The sequence below is a fragment of the Hymenobacter sp. PAMC 26628 genome, assembly GCF_001562275.1.
Classification (GTDB): Bacteria; Bacteroidota; Bacteroidia; order Cytophagales; family Hymenobacteraceae; genus Hymenobacter.
In genome coordinates, this window is sequence record NZ_CP014304.1 from 3,099,049 (window position 1) to 3,115,160 (window position 16,112).

Consider the following 16,112-nt stretch of genomic DNA (forward strand, 5'->3'; position numbering starts at 1 on the left):
ACTTTATCCCACAAAAAGGCCGCTTGTCGAAGCGGCCTTTTGGGTTATAACCAGAGGTGTAAATCGTCCCCGAAATCCGACAAATCCGTTAAATCCGATAAATCCGTGGTTCAGAAAGCCTTCCAGCCTTGGGCTTGCAGGGGCACGGCTTGGCCAGCTTTGGTGACGAGGCTCACGGCGTCGTCCTTGTCGGTGAGGTGGCCGATGATGGTGATGTCGGGGTGGTTTTTGATTTTTTCGTAGGCCGTGACGGGCAGCGTGAAGAGCAGCTCGTAGTCCTCGCCGCCGTTGAGGGCGCAAGTGAGCGGGTCGAGGTTGAACTCGGCGGCGGCTTCGAGCGTGGGGTTGGCCACCGGGATGTTGTCGGTGAACACCCGGGCCCCCGTGCCGCTGGCGGCGCACAGGTGCATCACCTCCGAGGCCAGTCCGTCGGACACGTCGATCATGCTGGTAGGAGTCAAGCCCAGCTCGCGCAACTCGTGCACCACATCGAGGCGGGCCTCGGGGCGGAGCTGGCGCTGCACCACGTACTCGTAGTTGTCCAGCTCGGGCTGGGCCTCGGGGTCGGCCAGGAACACCTGCTTCTCACGCTCCAGCACCTGCAGGCCCATGTAGGCCCCGCCGAGGTCGCCGCTCACGCAGAGCAAATCGGTGGGCTTGCCGCCCGAGCGGCGCACCGCCTGGCCGGCGGGGGCCTCGCCCAGCACCGTGATGGCCAGCGTGAGGCCGGTGCGGGTGCTGGTGGTGTCGCCGCCCACCAGGTCCACGTTGTAGGCCTCGCAGGCCAGGCGCACGCCTTCGTACAGCTCCTCGATGGCTTCCACCGAGAAGCGCGACGGCACGGCCAGGCCCAGCACGAGCTGGGTGGGCAGGGCGTTCATGGCGGCAATGTCGGACACGTTCACGGCCACGGCCTTGTAGCCCAGGTGCTTGAGCGGGCAAAACGAGAGGTCAAAGTGCACGCCTTCTACCAGCAGGTCGGTGGTCATCACCACTTCCTGCCCAGCGGTGGGGGCCAGGATGGCGGCGTCGTCGCCGATGCCGAGCACGGTACCGGGCTGGCGAAGGGTAATTTTTTGTTGCAGGCGGCGGATGAGGCCAAATTCGCCGAGGGCGTGGAGCGGGGTGAGGTCGGACATGGGCGGAGCGCGGGGAAACGGGCCGGTGGCGGCCCGGCCCCAAAGGTACGGCCGGGGCCCCGGGGCGTTTGGCCGGGAGCCCGGGGGCCCCAGCCCCACACTACGCGGTTACCTTTGCCGTTGTCCGTTCACACCTCGTTGCTTACCGCTATGCTGCGCCCGTTTCGCTCCGCTTCCATTAAATCCATTTTCGGGGCCCTATTAATAATAGTGGCCTGCGCCGCCTCGTGCAAGCGCGACGGCGGCACCGCCCGCTCCGCCACCGACCCGGCCTCGGCCACGGCCGTGCAGTCGCAACTGACGGTGCTGCGCGACTCGGCCGACGCCAAGTGGCAGGCCATGGTGGCCAGCGACGACCAGAAAATTGGCATCACGCGCCTGCTGCTGCGCGAATTGCAGCAGCAGCCCGGCTCCAACTCCGCACAACTGGGGGCCCTGGCCGCCGCCAACGACCACCTCAAGGCCCGGCGCTATACCCAAACCAACCTGCCCTCGGCCCAAATCGACGCCTACGACGCCGCCCAGGATTCGCTGCTGCACGCCCTCTACCCCGTGGCCGCGCCCGCCGGCGGGGCCCCCAGCGAAAACGCCCGCAACTTCGTGGAAGGCCTCCAGCAGCTCGACGCCGGGGTGGCCAGCTTCCGCATTCAGTACGACCGCGCCGCCAAGCAGTACAATGCCTACCTGGCCCTGCACCAAGCCGATGTGGCCCACTTCGGCGGCAAGTACCCGGTGCCGCAGCCGCTGCAGCTCTTCGAGCTAGGGGCCCCGCAGTAACCCGTCTACCTGCTCGCTAAAGTGTTTAGGGCGTTTTCCAGTAGCTCGGACTACAAAGTCCGAGCTACTGGAAAACGCCCTAAACATTTATTTATGTTTCTGTCTCTTACAGTATTACGCACTGTTGGGCTGCTAGTTACCGCCGCTGCGGGCACGGCCTGCCACCGGGGCCCCAGTGCCGCGACTTGCGGCACGCCCGCCACCGTGCGCGACCTCGGCGGCCTCGACCGCTGCGGCAAGGTGCTGGAGCTGGCCGGTGGCGCGCACCTGCTGCCGGCGGGGTTTGTTTGGGGCCACCGGTAACCAGCGCGTCACCATCGTCTACACGCCCCTGGCGGGCGCAATGGCAACCTGCATGACAGGCAAATTGGTGACCATTACCTGCACCAAAGCGGCCCAGTATGGGCTGTTGGGCCCCAGTGGGCGACATCGGTTTGGCATGATGGTTGGGTAGGAAGTCACAACCCCCAGTAATGTTTTAACGTCTAATTAGATCGAAAAACTAGGGTTATTGCTATTTTTTCCATCCATCTTATCAATTCTCTGCGCCATGTTGAATTTCGTATTGCGGCGGCTCCTGCCCCTGGTGGTGCTCGGCAGCCTTGGACTTTCTTCCTGCGTGGTGCGCGAGCCGCGCCGCGGCTATGGCTATGGCAACGACCGCCACGACCGGTATGATGACCACCACGACCGGCGTGACCGCTACGACCGGTACTAAGTCGTCAGGCCCCGCGCGGCCCCGAACGCAACGAGCCGCCCGGAGTGATCCGGGCGGCTCGTTGCGTTCGGGGCCCTATTGCGTTTACAAGACGGCCATTTCTTCGCGCACGAAGTCGGCCAGCGTGCGCAGGTAGTCGGTGCTGAAGTCGAAGCGGATGCCAGCGGCGGCGTAAATCTGGCCGATGGGCGCGGTGTAGCCCAAGGCCAAGGCCCGCTTGTAGGCCGCCAAGCCCTCGGCGGGATTTTGGCGGTAGTGGCGCCACACGGCAATGGCCCCGAGCTGGGCCATGGCGTACTCGATGTAGTAGAACGGCACTTCGTAGAGGTGCAACTGCTTCTGCCACAGGTAGGGTTTAATGCCTTCCAGCCCGCGCCAGTCCACGGTGCGCTGGTTGAACTCGTCGAAGATTTCCGTCCAGCGGTGGTGGCGCTCGGTTTCGGTGTGCGCCGGGTGCTCGTACACCCAATGCTGAAACTTGTCGATGGTGGCCACCCAGGGGAAGGTTTCGAGCACGCTCTCCAAGTGCGTTTTCTTGGCCCGGCGCAAGTCGGCGGGATTCTCAAAAAACACGTCCCAGTGGTCCATGCTGATCAGCTCCATGCTCATCGAAGCCAGCTCGGCCACCTCGGATGGCGGGTGCTTGTCGGCGCCCAGCGCCAAGTGGCGCGTGAGGAAGCTGTGCACGGCGTGGCCGCCCTCGTGCAGCATCGTCACCACGTCGCGCAGGCTGCTGGTAGCGTTCATGAAAATAAACGGCACGCCGGTTTCGTCCAGCGGGTAGTTGTAGCCGCCGGGGGCCTTGCCCTTGCGGCTTTCCAGATCGAGCTGGCCCATCTGGCGCATGGTGCGCAGGCAGTCGCCCAGGTACGGGTCGAGGGCCTGGAACACGGCGATGGTTTTCTCCAGCAGCTCTTCGCCGGTGGCGAAGGGGCGCAGCGGCGGCTGGCCGCTGGGGTCCACGTCGAGGTCCCAGGGGCGCAGGGCGGGCTGGTTCAGGTCCTGGCGGCGCTCCAAATCGAGGTCGTCAATCAGGGGCACCACCGTTTCGCGGATGGCGCGGTGGAAGTTGAAGCAGTCTTGCGCCGTGTAGTCGAACCGGCCCAGCGCGGCAAACATGTAGTCACGGAAGTTGCTAAAACCGGCGTTCAATGCCACCTGGTGGCGCAGGCCCACCAGCTCGGTAAACAGCGCGTCGAGGCTCTTGGCGTCGTGCAGGCGGCGCTGCTGCACGGCGCGCCAGGCGGTTTCGCGCACGGCGCGGTTGGGGCTTTTGAGGCGGTCGGCGGCCTGGGGCAGGGTCAGTTCCTCGCCGTCGAGCGTCACGGTCATGGCCCCGGCGGTGGCGGCGTACTGCTGCTGCTTGGTGCTGATTTCGGTTTTGAGCGGGATGTTTTCCACCCGGTAGATTTCCGAGGCCCGGCGCACCGAGCGCAGAAACACGCCGTAGCGCGTCTGGTCGAGCCCGCCGAGGTAGGGCGAGGCCAGCATCTTCTCGTTCAGGGCGTGGTCGTAGGGGGCCACGCGGGGCTCAATCTCGTTCACAAAATACTGGAACGCTTCGGAGCGGGCGGCATCCTGGGTAGCGCAAGTCATGCGGATGTAGCGCCAGGCCAGGTCTTCGCTCAACACGGCTTCCAGCTCCGAGCGGTCGAGCAGCCAGCGCTCCAGCGCCTCGGCCGAGGCCACAGGGCGGGCTTCAAGCTCCTGAAAGTAGCCTTCCAGCGCGGCCCAGTCCGTCACCTGAAAATCTTCGGGCACGTAATGGCGCGGGGGGCGCTGGGTGTCAGTGGCCGAGGCGGCCGAGGGTTCAGCAAATTGGATCATCAGAAGGAAAGGTAAGCGTCGTGGGCGCGCGGGTGAGCCCGACCGGCGCGGTATGCAATATCTGCAATATTCCGCAAAATAGGGCCCCGGGGCCGGCCGGCGAAGGCTTGCAAACTCCCGGCACGGGCAAAAAGTTGCCCGGGGGCCCTAGCCTATCTCTATCACCACGTCGTCGGTTTGGGGGTGGGCCACGCAGGTCAGAATGTAGCCCTGCTTCAGTTCCGAATCCGACAAGCCGTCGCGCTCGTCGAGGTGCACCTTGCCGCTCAGGCACTTACCGCGGCAGGCGGTGCACACCCCCGCCTGGCACGAATACGGCAGGTCAATGTCCTGGTCGAGGGCGGCGTCGAGGATGGTGGTGCCCGCGGGCACGGCCACCACGTACTCGGCCCCTTCGTACTGCACCGTAACGCGCCGGGCCCCGGCGGGGGCATCGGCCGGGCTGGCCGACACGTCGCCGTGCGCGCCGGCCGCCGCCACGGCCGCTTCCTCAAACGCGCTGGTCGAAGCCGTGAAGCTCTCCCAGTGCACGCGGCTCTCGGGCACGCACAGCAGGGCAAACGCGGCGCGCGCCTCCGTCATCAGCCCCTCGGGCCCGCAGAGGAAGTACTCGGCCTGCTCGGCCGGAAACTGGTGGCGCTGCTCCAGGATGCGCAGCAGCGTGGTGCGGTTGAGGCGGCCGGTGTGCTGGTGGGGGCCCCCGGGGCGCAGCGGCTGGCTGTACACGTGCTCTACTTGCAGGCGGCCGCGGCTGGCGGCCTCCAGTTGTGCGAGCTGGTCTTTGAAGATGACGTTTTCCTCGTCGCGGTTGCCGTAAATCAGGAGTACGTGGCTGGCGGGCTCGCCGTGCAGCACGGCCTTCAGCATGGCCATGAGCGGGGTGATGCCCGAGCCGGCCCCCACCAGCACCAGCGAGCGGGCCGCCTTGGGGCTGGGCTTGAGGGTGAAGTTGCCGAGCGGGTTCATCACTTCAATCTGCTGGCCCACGCGCACGGTGTCAAGCAAGTAGTTGCTCATCAAGCCGCCCACCACGCGCTTCACCGTCACGGCCAGGCGCGGGGCTTCGTGCGGGGTGCTGCTGAGCGAGTAGGCGCGGCGCTCCTTTTTGCCGCCGGGCCCGCAGGGCAGAATCAGGGTCAGGAACTGGCCGGGCTGGGCCGCAATGGGCTGCCGGTCGGGCCGCTCCAGGTGAATGGTGATGGCATCGGGGGTTTCCTGGGTCAGCGCAACAACGGTCAGGGTTTGGTACATCTTATATTAACGGAGGGAATGGATACTGGAAAGCGGCGGCTAGGAAGTGGCCAGGCCGCCGGGGCCCCACGGGGCAGGCGGCGCGCGGCGCGAAACCGGGCCTCAAAGGTAACTTGCCGCGGCCCCGGGGGTTTTGCCGCCGAGGGCCCCGCGCCAAAATTTCGCCCATGCCCACCCCTTTTCTCCGCGCCCTGGCGCTGGCCCCGGCCGCGCCGGTGGTGCCCGTGCCCCTGGGGGCCCCCAGCGCCGCCCGCCTCGATTTCACCGCCGCCAACCCGCTGCTCACCCCCGAAGCCCTGCGCGACACGCCGGCCTTCGATGCGCTGGTGCAGCGCCTGCTGGCCGACCAGCGCGCCACCACCGGCCTCGGCGGCTACCTCGAGAACCGCGTCATCTACCGCCGCAGCGCTCATTTTGGGGCGGCCGAGCTGGCCCGCTCCCTGCACCTGGGCGTGGACGTGTGGGTGCCCGCCGGCACGCCCGTGGCCGCGCCGCTGCCCGCCACCGTGCACAGCCTGGCCGACAACAACAACTTTGGCGACTACGGCCCCACCGCCATTTTGCAGCACGAACTGGCCGGCACCGTTTTTTATAGCCTCTACGGCCACCTGGGCCGCGCCGAGTGGCAGCACCTGCGCCCTGGCCAGGCCCTGGCCACCGGCGAAACCTTCGCCACTGTGGGGCCCTACCCCGAGAACGGCGACTGGCCCCCGCACCTGCACTTCCAGCTGATGCTGGACCTGCAAGGCCGCCGGGGCGACTTCCCCGGCGTGGCCCGGCCCGACGAGCGGGACCACTGGACCGCGCTCTGCCCCGACCCGAATTTGCTGCTGCGCTCGCCCCTGCTTTAGTAGAACGTAGCGCGGACTTTGTAGTCCGCGGCGCTGCCCGGTCGCCCAACGGCAATCGGCAGGAAGAAGCGAGCGCCGCGGACTACAAAGTCCGCACTACAGCCGTTCTAATCGAACTTGATGGCTACTACGGGCTTAATCCGCGAGATTAAGTACGTGGGAACCAGAATGGCCAACAGCGTGGTGCCGAAGGTGGCCACGTTGAGCACAAGCAGCACTTTAAAGTCCCAGAAAATGGGCACGCGGTCCATGTAATAGTTCTCGGGGTCGAGTGGGATGACCTTGAAGTAGTACTGGATGGCGCAGAAGCCCAGCCCTACGGCGTTGCCGATGAGCATGCCGCGCACCGTGAGCGAGAGGCCCCGGAAGAAGAACATCTGCCGGATTTGGTTGTCCGTCGCGCCCAGCGCCTTCAGCACGCCAATCATGTTGGTGCGCTCCAAAATCATGATGAAAATGGTGGCCACCATGTTGAACGTGGCCACAAAAATAATGAGCACCAAGAAGATGAGGACGTTGCGGTTGAGCAGTTGCAGCCAGTCGAAGAGCTGGGCGTACTGCTCGGTAATCTTGTCGATTTTGAGGTCGTAGGGCAGCGCCTCGTAGATCTGGTCGGCGGTGCGGTCGAGGCGCTTGAAGTCCTTGAGCACCACTTCCAGGCCCCCGACCAGCGAGTCGGGCCAAGCGTTCAATTCCCGAATCTGCCGGATGTCGCCCACCACGTAGGCCTCGTCGAACTCGTCGAGCCCGGTTTGGTAAATGCCGCTCACCCGGAAGCGCCGGATGCGCGGCGGGTTCTGAATGAAGTAGAACAGCGCCTCGCTGCCCACCTTGAGGTTCAGCTTGTTGGCCATCTTGCGCGAGAGCAGCACGTCGGTGCTGGCCGAGTCGGCGGGGAAGTGCAGGAAATCGCCCGCCACCAGGTTTTGGCGCATGGGCGACTGGCCTTCCTTCTCATCAATGCCCTTCATCACCACGCCCAGCACCTCGTCGGGGGTTTTGATGATGGCCGTTTTGTAGGCGTACGCCTGCACCGTTTTCACCTGCGGGAACTGGTGCAGGCGCTTCTCGACGGACGGGCCCCCGATGGGGGCCACTTCGAGCGAATTGTTGGTGTCGTAGCGCGACACCTGGAGGTGGGCCCCAAACGAGAAAATCTTGCTCTGAATCTCGTTGCGGAACCCTTGCAGGATGGCAAACGACACAATCATCACGCCCAGCCCCATGGCGATGCTGATGATGGCTATTTTTGTGACCGACGAAGTGAAGGAGCCGGAATCGGCCCCGCCGTCGATTTTGTGCGATATGTAGCGGGCAACGTTCATGCAGTGCCGTAAAGCTACGCAGATTGCGCACCCCCGAACTCGGAATTTTCGCTTTTCAACGCAAACCAACGCCCCTCCCGTCATGCCCAGCCCCACTTTGTTTCCTTTCCTGGCGCTGCTGCTGGCGCTGCGCACCTGCACCGCGGCGCCGGGGCCTACCTCGGCCCAGCCGGCGGCCGGGGCCCCGGGGCCGGCCGGCCCGGTGGTGGGCGCGGCGCGGCTGGCGCAGTACTTGCCGCAGCTTAAGGGCAAGCGCGTGGGGTTAGTCGTCAACCAGTCGAGCCGCGTGGGCAACACCTATTTAGTAGACACGCTGCGCAGCCGGGGCGTGAACGTGACGGCCATCTTCGCGCCCGAGCACGGCTTCCGCGGCGAGGCCGCCGACGGTGCCACCATCCAGGACGGGCGCGATGCCCGCAGCGGCGTGCCCGTGCGCTCGGTGTACGGCAAAACCAAGAAGCCCACCCCCGAAATGCTGGCCGACGTGGACGTGCTAATCTTTGACATTCAGGACGTAGGGGCCCGGTTCTACACCTTCATCAGCACGCTGCACCTGGTAATGGAAGCCGCCGCCGAGCAGGGCAAAACCGTTATCGTGCTCGACCGGCCCAACCCCAACGGCACCGCCGTGGACGGCCCCGTGCGCGAGCCCGCGCTGGCCTCGTTCGTGGGCCAAGACGCGCTGCCCATCGCCCACGGCCTCACGGTGGGCGAGCTGGCGCAGATGATCAACGGCGAAAAGTGGCTGGCCGGCGGCCGCCGCTGCCGCCTCACGGTGGTGCCGCTGGGCCCCGGCTACACCCACGCCACGCCCTATGCGCTGCCCGTGCGCCCCTCGCCCAACCTGCCCACGCCCCACGCCGTGGCCCTGTACCCCACCGTGTGCCTGTTCGAGGGCACCAATGTGAGCGTGGGCCGCGGCACCGATTTCCCGTTTGAGGCCATTGGGGGCCCCGCGCAGCCGGCCAGCCGGCCGTTCTCGTTCACCCCGAAGCCCAACGCTGGCTCGCCCACCCCGCCGCTCAACGGCCAACTCTGTTATGGGCTGGATTTGCGCGGGGCCCCGGTGCCGCCCACCGGCTTGTCGGTGCAGTACCTGCTTGATTTTTATAAACAAAGCACCGACAAGGAGCATTTTTTCACCAAGTACTTCGAACAGCTCAGCGGCACGCCGGCCCTGCGCCAGCAAATCATCGCCGGCAAAACCGAAGCCGAAATCCGCGCCTCCTGGGAGCCCGGGCTGGGCCAGTTCAAGCAAATGCGCAAGAAGTATTTGCTGTACCCGGAGCGGTAGCCGGCCGGGAGCGGCAAAAACACGAATCGGTTCGGCAAATTGCCAACCCGGATCATAAAAATGTTGACTCGGGTCAGTAAAATAACGACCCGGGTCGATAAATTCACGACTTAGGTCGACAGATTCACAATCCGATTCGGCAGAATCACGACCTAGATTAATAGAAACACGCTTTCATTTGACAAAACCACGGCCGGGGTTGGCAAAGCTTCCCGCGCCGCTCGCCAAAGCTTTCTCCTAGCACATGCTCATTCCCCTTCGCATCATTTTTATGGGCACGCCCGAGTTTGCGGTGCCCACTTTGGAAGCGCTGCTGGGCTGGCCCGGCGGCCGGGTGGTGGCCGTCGTCACGGCCCCCGACCGGCCCGCGGGGCGCGGCCGCCAGCTCCAGGCCTCAGCCGTGAAGGCCGCCGCCGAGGGCCACGGCCTGCCCGTGCTGCAACCCACGAACCTGAAATCGCCCGATTTTCAGGCCGAGCTGAAAAGCTACCATGCAGATTTGCAGGTAGTGGTGGCCTTCCGGATGCTGCCCGAGGCGGTGTGGGCCATGCCGCGGCTGGGCAGCATTAATATCCACGCCTCGCTGCTGCCGCAGTACCGCGGCGCGGCGCCCATCAACTGGGCCCTCATCCGGGGCGAAACGGAAACCGGCGTGAGCAGCTTCTTTTTGCGCCACGAAATTGACACCGGCGACCTAATTTTCCAGGACCGCGTGGCCATTGCACCGGAGGACGATTTCGGTACGCTCTACACCAAGCTGAAGCACGCCGGGGCCCTGCTGGCCCGCCGCTCGGTGGAGGCCCTGGCCGCCGGCACTGCCCCCAGCCTGCCCCAGCAAATGGGCGGCGACCTGCGCCCGGCCCCCAAAATCCAGAAGGAAACCGGCCGGCTCGACTTCACCCAATCGGCCGTCGATTTGATGAACCTGGTGCGGGGCCTGGCGCCCGCGCCCGTGGCCTTCGCGCCGCTGCCCGACGGCCGCATCCTCAAGATTTTCCGCGCCGGGGCCCTGCCCGCGGGCTCGCAGAAGCCGCCCGGCACCTGGGCCACCGACGGCCGCCGCTACCTGCGCGTGCGCGCCGCCGACGGCTGGCTCGACCTGCTCGACATCCAGGCCGAGGGCAAAAAACGCATGAGCGTGGAGGAGTTTTTACGGGGCAACAAACTGGTTTTCTGAGATGGTAGCATTAGTAGTGGCCGTGGCCGACAACGACGTAATTGGCCACCGCGGGCAGCTGCCCTGGGGCCGGATGAAGACCGATTTGCAGCATTTCAAGGCCCTCACCCTGGGCCACCCGGTGGTAATGGGCCGCAAAACCTACGACAGCATCGGGAGGGCCCTGCCGGGCCGCCCCAACCTGGTGGTGACGCGCCAGGCCGGCTGGGCCGCGCCCGGCTGCGAGGCCGCCGCCTCGGTGCTGGGGGCCCTGGCCCGCGCCCAAGAACTTGATAGCGAGGTAGTGTGCGTCATCGGCGGCGGCGAGATTTACCGCGAGGCGCTAAACGCGGCCGACGTGGTGTACCTCACCGAAGTGCACCACGCCTTCGAGGGCGACGCTACCTTCCCCGCCCTTTCTCCCACTGCTTGGCGCGAGGAAACCCGCGAGCGGCACGAAGCCGACGCTGATAATCCTTACGCCTTCAGCTTCGTAACGCTGCGCCGGCGCTGATTTCGTTAGTTGTCGGTTGCTGGTTGGCAGTTGGCAGCTTTTTCAACAAATCCTGACAACTGACAACGAGCAACCGACAACTAAATGGACATCCGGCCCATTCCCTTCGCCGCTACGTACCCGCTGCGCCACCAGGTGCTGTGGCCCGATAAGCCCATGACGTACTGCCACTTGCCCGACGATCCGCTTGGGCAGCACTTTGGCGCGTTCCAAAACGAGGAACTGGTGGCGGTGATTTCGCTATTCGTGCAGGGGCCCGTGGCGCAGTTCCGCAAGTTTGCCACCCGGCCCGATTGCCAGGGCCAAGGGCTAGGCTCGGCCTTGCTGCGCCACGTACTGGCGGAAGCGGACCGGCTGGGGGCCCAGCGCATCTGGTGCAGCGCCCGGCTGGCCACGCTGCCGTTCTACGAGCGGTTCGGCCTGGGGCCCGACGGGCCGGTTTTTGAGAAGGAAGGCATCCCGTACATGCGGTTGCAGAAGGATTTGCCGTAGAGAAAAAAGGAATTAAAAATTAAAAATGAAGAATTAAAAATGGGTTGGTTTGACGGTGCAGATCAGCCACACCGTCAAACCAACCCATTTTTAATTCTTCATTTTTAATTTTTAATTCCCCTACCTACCGCAGCAGCACCAGCTTGCCCCAGTCGTTTTTGAAGGCTTGGTCGCCGCTGGTGGCACGCTGCGAGAACTTACCGTCCGGGTCGTCGAGGCTGACACGGTAGAGGTAGGTGCCGTTGGCGAGGCGGTCGCCGTACTGATCGGTGCCGTCCCAGGCGAAGTCGGTGAGGTTGTTGCCCAGGTGCAGGGCCCCCAGCTCGCCCATGAAAATCTCGCGCACCACGCGTCCCGTCAAGGTCATGATCTGGATTTTCATGTTGCGCGGCAGTTCCTGGCCCGTCACCGTGAACACGAAGCGCGCCTTGCTCGTCACCGGGTTCGGGTAGGGGTACACGTTGGTGATTTGCGAGGCGTTCACAACCGTGAATTTCACCTGGAACTCCTGGGCCGCGGCGCTGAGGTTGGCCGTGTTGCGGCCCTGCGCGCGCAGGGTGTAGGTGCCGTCGGGCAGCGGGGTGGTGCGGCCGGGGTGGTAGTCGAGGTAGGCGGTGCTGCCGGCGGCGGTAGTCTCTACGCGGAAGGTGGCGTCGGGGCCCAGCACGTTCACGGCCGTGGCCGGGCCGGTGCCCGCTTGCAGGTACACGGTGAAGGCCGAGGCGTCGGCCAGGGGCCGCAGCTTGTCGGTGTCGGTGAGCTGAATGCTGACCACGGGGCGCGGCGACACGATTTCGCCGTTGAGGATGTGGCGGCCGTCGAAGGCCACGTCGAGCACCGGCGGCACACTGGTGTTGCCCACCTGGAAGGGCGCCAGGTTCAGCTCGTTGTTGACGTGCGTGAGTTCGGGCAGTGCATTGGGATCGGTAGGAGCCACCGGCAACGGGTTAAACGTCACCCGCGTGGACAGATTACCAAACTTGCCCGTCAAAGGCACTTCCACGTTTTGGGTCAGGATGGCGTCGGGCTGCAAGGGCGCCGTTACGGTCTGGACCACCGACGCCACCTGGGTGTTGGTGTTGCTGTCGAACACCTCCGTTTTCACCCGCATCGGGGCCCCAAAGGGCAGCGCCGACACGTTTTCGAACTGCACCGGGAAGGCCAGCTTGCCCGTGCCGCTAGCCTGAGCCAGCAGCGCGGCGGGCGCATAAGTAGCGGCCGGCACCAGGTCGCGCCGCACGATGCCCTCGGGCACGCCGGTATACAGCACCAGCCACTCGCGCAGCTGCGGGGCCACGCGGTTGGTGTCGGCCACGCTCAGCTCCAGCTGCAAGTACGGGTAATCAGTGGCCGAAATGCCGGCCAGCGAAAACCGCGACGACGGCACGTTGGCGTTCAATTCTTTGGTGACGCCGTTCGCGTCGATGCCCAGCAGGCGCAGGCGGAAGCTGCTCGTGCCGTTGCCGCGCGTCACCTGGTGCAGCAGCGTTTTCCACTCCTGCGCCGGGCCGATGCGGGCCGAGGTGATGGTGGCCCGCGTGGTTTGCGCGTCGAACGTCCAGCGGCCGTTAGGGCCCGCCACGTTCGCGCCCTTCAGGGTGTTGCGCTGCAGCTGGGCGTAGTGGCTCTGCGACCAGCCGCTGGTTCCGTCAATTACGCGGAACGAGCTGGTGGCCCAGCGGCCGTCTTCGCCCGCGGCGGCTACCGCAAAGCGCGTGCGCCAGTACCACACCACGCTGTCGCGCCCGGCGATGGTGGGCAGCGTGGGCCGCCAGCTCACCAGCAGCGGGGCCGTAATGTCGGTGCGCTGCACGAGCGGGCTGTTGAAGGCCGCCGTGGTGTCCAGCTCCACGTTGAAGAGGCGGGCCGGGCCGTTGGGGTCGTTGGTTTGGGCCACCAGGCGGGGCGTGCGGGTGGGCACAATGGCAAATTCGGGCGGGTTGAGCACCGTCACGCCGCCCTGCAAAAAGGTGTAGCTAAGCGTCGCGGTGTTGTTGGTTTCGTCCAGCTCGGCCACCTTCTTCTGGTAGTCCAGCTCCACCGTGAACTGGTTGTTGCCAAACACGTTCACACCGTTCACCACGGTATTGGTGATGGGGAAGGCGTACACCGTATCGCGCCGAAACGCCTGGCGGAACACCTGCGTGTACACGTCGTCGGGCCGGCTGGTACCGGCGTAGCTTCGGGTCACGCGGATTTCCACCGGCTCGCGGGTGACTTTGCCGGGATTGCTCACCCCAATGTTCAGCAGAAACGAGGCCGAGGCCGCCGTCACGTCGGTGGGCGGGTTGGCCGAGGCCACGGCCAGGGCCGCGCTGCTGGCCACAAAGTCGGGCTTGGCCGGTGCGTAAAGCGTCAGCGCGGGGTCGCCCTGCCAGCCGGTGCCCAGCAGCTGCTCCGTGCCCACATCGTCCTTAAACAACGCCGTTGCTTGCAAGCGCCGCACTACTTCGTCGTGGATGGCCGTGATAGGTTGGCCGTAGTACGCCGGGTCGTTCAGCATCACTTGGTACATCAGGTCCTGCGACACACTCAGTTCAGCAGGGTAGCTCAGGCCATACTCAGCCAACGAACCCAAGGCTCCAGCGTTGGGCGCGAATAACCAATCCTCAACGCGGGTATAGGCGGTGGTGAAGGTGTGGTTAGCAGCACAACCATTCAGAAACAAGAACGGGTATTTCCCAGTGTTAGTATAGCCGCTGGATTGATCAGAAGGCGCACTAAAATCGAGCAAAAAAGTGTTATTGGAAGCGTGGCCGAAGTAGCTAATAAGCGACAAACCAGTGTTTAATTCAGCAGCAATATTGACCGGTACAGGGAAGCCGCTGGTACTCACAACCTCACGGGTGGCTACGACAGTGCCGCCAAAATAAGGTTGCTCCACCCGCGCTTTGCCATGGTCTAACGTAGCTCTAAAATCATCAGCTTCTGTTTGGTTTATACCAGCCGCTAAGTGCAGCACGTTTTTGCGCCACGGGGCCAGGCCCAGCGCTTCGTGCTGCTTAAGTTTAGCCAAGTAATTGAGCACCTGCTGTTCATTCACCACCGTGAGGCGGCCGGTGCGAATTTTGGCCCGGTAGTCGCCGGCCCGAAAATCCGCCGAAATCATATTGTCCGACACGGCCCGGGAGCTGGTGGGCACTAGGTCGAAGCCCATTTCACCGTTGGTGCGGAAGAGGCGGCCTTGGTAGGAATATTCGCTGGGCACAATGCCCTTGCCCAGCAGCAGCAAGTAGCGGTTGGGGTTGGTGGGGGCCCCGGCCACCAGCCACAGGCTGAAGTGGCGCAGTGCCAGCCACGACCGCTCGCCGTAGTGAAACTGGTCGTAGAGCTGCGGGGCCGTCACTACCAGCGTGTCGTAGGCCCCGCCGGCCGCCGAGGCCCGGTAGCCCGCGTACAGCCGCGGCGCCTTGGAGGCGCCGTACACCTGCGGGTGCGTGATGATGGCGAAAGTGGCCCGGGCATTGAGGGCGCGGAACACCAGGCGGCGCGGCGCAGCCGGTACTTCAGCCAGCGCGGCATCGGCCAGCAGCAGGCGGCGCGACTGCGCCGCGGTGGCGCTTGGAAACACGAAGCGCCGCCCCAGGGCTCCCAGGGTTTGGGCGGCGGCGGGCGCGATGCGCTGCACGTTCCAGGGGTCGTGCACGTCGTAGCCGCGCGCGGTGGCCGGAATGCTGTCCACCTCAAACGTGGCCGGGGCGCTCAGCGTGGAGTCACTGCGGAAAAATTGGGGCCCGCCTTTGAACCAGCGGCTGGCCTGCGGCACCACTGCCCGCAGGTACGACACCCGGAAGGCGTCGCGGGTGGAGCTGATGGTGCTGGTGACCGGTACCGAGCACCGGATGCGTACCGTGCCGTCGGGCCCCACATCGGAGCGCAGCAGCGTGAAGCGGCGCGTCACGTTGTCGTAGTTATTATACGTAACGGTGCCCAGCGTGCGAAACACGTTGGGATTCGCGGGGTTGGCCACCGCTACTTGGGTGGAGTGCGGCATCAAGGTGCCGCCGCCCAGGCCCACCTCGATGGTGGGGGCCGGCGCGGACCCCGCGCCCGGCACGGCGCGCAGCCCGCCCACCACGCCATCGAAAATGCCGTTGCTGTTATTCCCCCCGGGGATGGTGCTGGAACGAAAGCCTTCGCTCGACCCCAGCCAGGGCAGAAAAGTGACCTGGTTGGGCCCCACCGGGTCCTCTACGTACGTAGTAGTTATGGCCTGGGCCGGGGCAAACAGCCACCACGCGTGCGGCGTGCCCCCGCCGGCCGACTGCGCCTCGGCCATGCGCCGGCCCGAGGGCCCCGTGGAGCCCGGGTAGGTCAGGAAATACGCGGCCGTGTCGGTGTAGAAACTGTAGAGCTGGTGGGGCTGGTCGCGGTCGGCGTGGTACAGGTCGCGGTCGAGGACGCCGTCGTTGCGCTGGCCGTAGAACTCCAGGTACGTGTTGGCGTCGAACGTGGCGGGGGCCCCGCCCTGGTACACGGCCAGCTCCTTGCCGCGCCGCCACAGCTGCAAGCGGCTGGGGTCGATGCCGTTGCCGAGGCCGGCTTTGGTCAGGTAGTCGTAGTCGAGGCGGTAGAGGGCGTCGCGGATGATTTTTATCTTGTAGTACGCCTGGCCGGGCACAATCCACTCGTTGCCGTAGGGCCCCGACTGCGCGCGCGCCGCGCCGCCGCTCAGCAGCACCAGCCACGCCCACGCCACCCATTGCACCAGTTTGCGGGTATTGAGTTGTTTCATAACCTAATGAATGCGCCCGGCCGTTGCTGCGGC

At 65.2% G+C, this 16,112-nt stretch carries 13 protein-coding genes; 8 read left to right on the top strand and 5 right to left on the bottom strand.

Annotated elements, in window-relative coordinates; all coding sequences use genetic code 11:
- Nucleotides 1-110 precede the first annotated feature (110 nt).
- Nucleotides 111-1,139 (bottom strand): thiamine-phosphate kinase, encoded by a 1,029-nt coding sequence (gene thiL / locus AXW84_RS13530; protein WP_068234113.1) that lies wholly within the window; start codon nt 1,137-1,139, stop codon nt 111-113.
- Between the two features lie 150 nt (nt 1,140-1,289).
- Here thiL and AXW84_RS13535 point away from each other — a divergent pair, with 150 nt between their 5' ends.
- From AXW84_RS13535 to AXW84_RS24980, 3 genes are all read left to right on the top strand, one after another.
- Nucleotides 1,290-1,916, top strand: coding sequence for a hypothetical protein (locus AXW84_RS13535; protein ID WP_068234115.1), 627 nt, complete (start codon nt 1,290-1,292; stop codon nt 1,914-1,916).
- Between the two features lie 93 nt (nt 1,917-2,009).
- Nucleotides 2,010-2,219 (top strand): hypothetical protein, encoded by a 210-nt coding sequence (locus AXW84_RS24975; protein WP_157887014.1) that lies wholly within the window; start codon nt 2,010-2,012, stop codon nt 2,217-2,219.
- Nucleotides 2,220-2,466: 247 nt separating this feature from the next.
- On the top strand, nt 2,467-2,634 hold the full coding sequence (locus AXW84_RS24980; RefSeq protein WP_157887015.1) for a hypothetical protein: 168 nt from the start codon (nt 2,467-2,469) through the stop codon (nt 2,632-2,634).
- Nucleotides 2,635-2,718: 84 nt separating this feature from the next.
- Here AXW84_RS24980 and AXW84_RS13540 read toward each other — a convergent pair whose 3' ends face one another.
- Together AXW84_RS13540 and AXW84_RS13545 are read right to left on the bottom strand one after the other, a co-directional pair.
- Nucleotides 2,719-4,461, bottom strand: a complete 1,743-nt coding sequence (locus AXW84_RS13540; protein WP_068234118.1) for a M3 family oligoendopeptidase — start codon at nt 4,459-4,461, stop codon at nt 2,719-2,721.
- A 147-nt stretch (nt 4,462-4,608) separates the two neighbouring features.
- Entirely contained in the window at nt 4,609-5,712 is a 1,104-nt protein-coding gene (locus tag AXW84_RS13545; protein WP_068234121.1) for a ferredoxin--NADP reductase, read from the bottom strand.
- Nucleotides 5,713-5,879: 167 nt separating this feature from the next.
- Here AXW84_RS13545 and AXW84_RS13550 point away from each other — a divergent pair, with 167 nt between their 5' ends.
- Nucleotides 5,880-6,563 carry a peptidoglycan DD-metalloendopeptidase family protein gene (locus tag AXW84_RS13550; RefSeq protein ID WP_082773892.1) on the top strand — a complete coding sequence of 228 codons (684 nt, stop codon included), beginning with the start codon at nt 5,880-5,882 and terminating at the stop codon, nt 6,561-6,563.
- A gap of 107 nt (nt 6,564-6,670) precedes the next feature.
- On the opposite strand, the gene AXW84_RS13555 is transcribed toward AXW84_RS13550, so the two are convergent.
- Nucleotides 6,671-7,888, bottom strand: coding sequence for an ABC transporter permease (locus AXW84_RS13555; protein WP_071891321.1), 1,218 nt, complete (start codon nt 7,886-7,888; stop codon nt 6,671-6,673).
- Between the two features lie 82 nt (nt 7,889-7,970).
- Between AXW84_RS13555 and AXW84_RS13560 the strand changes: the two genes are divergently transcribed.
- The 4 genes from AXW84_RS13560 (at nt 7,971) to AXW84_RS13575 (ending at nt 11,344) form a co-directional block, all read left to right on the top strand.
- On the top strand, nt 7,971-9,182 hold the full coding sequence (locus AXW84_RS13560; protein WP_068234125.1) for an exo-beta-N-acetylmuramidase NamZ family protein: 1,212 nt from the start codon (nt 7,971-7,973) through the stop codon (nt 9,180-9,182).
- Between the two features lie 244 nt (nt 9,183-9,426).
- Nucleotides 9,427-10,359 (top strand): methionyl-tRNA formyltransferase, encoded by a 933-nt coding sequence (gene fmt, locus AXW84_RS13565; protein ID WP_204248375.1) that lies wholly within the window; start codon nt 9,427-9,429, stop codon nt 10,357-10,359.
- Between the two features lies 1 nt (nt 10,360).
- A complete protein-coding gene (locus tag AXW84_RS13570; protein ID WP_068234128.1) occupies nt 10,361-10,852 on the top strand; it encodes a dihydrofolate reductase in 492 nt (163 codons plus the stop codon).
- Nucleotides 10,853-10,936: 84 nt separating this feature from the next.
- Nucleotides 10,937-11,344, top strand: a complete 408-nt coding sequence (locus AXW84_RS13575) for a GNAT family N-acetyltransferase (protein ID WP_068234130.1) — start codon at nt 10,937-10,939, stop codon at nt 11,342-11,344.
- A gap of 124 nt (nt 11,345-11,468) precedes the next feature.
- Here the strand turns inward: AXW84_RS13575 and AXW84_RS13580 are convergent, their stop codons facing one another.
- The gene (locus AXW84_RS13580; RefSeq protein ID WP_068234133.1) at nt 11,469-16,079 is read right to left on the bottom strand and encodes a C25 family cysteine peptidase; all 4,611 of its coding nucleotides are present in this window, start codon (nt 16,077-16,079) and stop codon (nt 11,469-11,471) included.
- Nucleotides 16,080-16,112 lie beyond the last annotated feature (33 nt).

Coding starts and splice junctions, on each gene's coding strand:
- AXW84_RS13545 (WP_068234121.1), bottom strand. CDS start 5,712: ATGTACCAAACCCTGACCGTTGTTGCGCTGACCCAGGAAACCCCCGAT.
- AXW84_RS13535 (WP_068234115.1), top strand. CDS start 1,290: ATGCTGCGCCCGTTTCGCTCCGCTTCCATTAAATCCATTTTCGGGGCC.
- AXW84_RS13580 (WP_068234133.1), bottom strand. CDS start 16,079: ATGAAACAACTCAATACCCGCAAACTGGTGCAATGGGTGGCGTGGGCG.
- AXW84_RS13555 (WP_071891321.1), bottom strand. CDS start 7,888: ATGAACGTTGCCCGCTACATATCGCACAAAATCGACGGCGGGGCCGAT.
- AXW84_RS24975 (WP_157887014.1), top strand. CDS start 2,010: ATGTTTCTGTCTCTTACAGTATTACGCACTGTTGGGCTGCTAGTTACC.
- thiL (WP_068234113.1), bottom strand. CDS start 1,139: ATGTCCGACCTCACCCCGCTCCACGCCCTCGGCGAATTTGGCCTCATC.
- AXW84_RS13540 (WP_068234118.1), bottom strand. CDS start 4,461: ATGATCCAATTTGCTGAACCCTCGGCCGCCTCGGCCACTGACACCCAG.
- AXW84_RS13570 (WP_068234128.1), top strand. CDS start 10,361: ATGGTAGCATTAGTAGTGGCCGTGGCCGACAACGACGTAATTGGCCAC.
- fmt (WP_204248375.1), top strand. CDS start 9,427: ATGCTCATTCCCCTTCGCATCATTTTTATGGGCACGCCCGAGTTTGCG.
- AXW84_RS13560 (WP_068234125.1), top strand. CDS start 7,971: ATGCCCAGCCCCACTTTGTTTCCTTTCCTGGCGCTGCTGCTGGCGCTG.
- AXW84_RS13575 (WP_068234130.1), top strand. CDS start 10,937: ATGGACATCCGGCCCATTCCCTTCGCCGCTACGTACCCGCTGCGCCAC.
- AXW84_RS13550 (WP_082773892.1), top strand. CDS start 5,880: ATGCCCACCCCTTTTCTCCGCGCCCTGGCGCTGGCCCCGGCCGCGCCG.
- AXW84_RS24980 (WP_157887015.1), top strand. CDS start 2,467: ATGTTGAATTTCGTATTGCGGCGGCTCCTGCCCCTGGTGGTGCTCGGC.